The sequence below is a fragment of the Streptomyces sp. NPDC038707 genome (genome assembly GCF_040636485.1).
Classification (GTDB): domain Bacteria; phylum Actinomycetota; class Actinomycetes; order Streptomycetales; family Streptomycetaceae; genus Streptomyces.
The window spans coordinates 1-1,101 of sequence record NZ_JBEZUP010000111.1 but is presented as its reverse complement, the minus strand read 5'-3'; the positions used below and the strand labels follow the sequence as shown (position 1 = coordinate 1,101).

Annotated in this window: 1 protein-coding gene; it reads right to left on the bottom strand. The window is 73.4% G+C overall.

Annotated features, from left to right (window positions below):
* On the bottom strand, positions 1 to 1,101 hold a 1,101-nt coding region (locus AB0E62_RS40070), incomplete at both ends, for a polyketide synthase dehydratase domain-containing protein (protein WP_362206099.1).

Sequence of the window (1,101 nt, the reverse complement as noted above, 5' to 3'; positions counted from 1 at the left end):
GCGCATCCGGCTCCCGCACCACCTCCAGCGCCCGCACCGCCAACGCATGCGCCGACGCCACCACATCCTCACCACCCACCAACTCCACGAACCGCACATCACCCGCATCCACCGCCGGCACCGGCACCGACCACTCCACCCGATACAACGAATGTGCGCGCTCCAGGCGTTCGGGGGCACGCAGGTGCAGCGTGCCGATCGTCGCGACGGGCCTGCCGGTGCCGTCGGCGACCGCGATCTCGATGCCGGCGGCCGCGGAGCCGCTCAGTCGCACCCGTACGGTGGCTGCGCCGCTCGCGTGCAGTCCCACACCCGTCCACGCGTACGGCAGCAGCGTGCCGGGCTCGGCGGCCTCGAGGAACGCGGCCCCGTGGAGCACCGCGTCGAGCAGCGCGGGGTGGATACCGAAGGCCGCCACGTCACGGACCCGCTCCGGCAGCGTGACCTCGGTGAACACACCGTCGCCGACGCGCCAGGCGGCAGTGACGCCCTGGAAGGTCGGCCCGTAGCCGGTTCCGTCGTAGAAGTCGGCAAGGTCGAGCGCGACGGCCCCGGCCGGCGGCCAGTGCCCCGCGTCCCAGACCGGTTCGACGGCCGCCGCACCGAGGACGCCGGTCGCGTGCCGGATCCACTCCTCTCCGTCGCCGGAGTCGCGGGAGAAGATATCGAGTCCGGCGCGGCCGTTCTCGTCGGGGGCCGATACCCGCACCTGCGCGGCGACCGCTCCGGTCTCGGGCAGCAACAGCGGGACGGCCAGCGTCATCTCCTCGATCTGCTGGAGGCCGATCTCGTCGCCGGCGCGCAGCGCCAGCTCGACGAACCCGGTGCCGGGGAACAGCACCCGGCCGTCCACCACGTGATCCGCCAGCCACGGCTGCGCACGCAGCGACAGCCGACCGGTGAGGATGACACCGCCGCCGTCCGGCAGCTCGACGACAGCGCCGAGCAGGGGGTGCTCCACGGACTCGAGCCCGGCCCCGGACACGTCACCGGCCGACCCCTGCGTCTCCGGCCAGTACCGCTCGTGCTGGAAGGCGTAGGTCGGCAGGTCCACCCGACGGGCGCCCGTACCGGCGAAGAACGCCTCCCAGTCCACCGTGA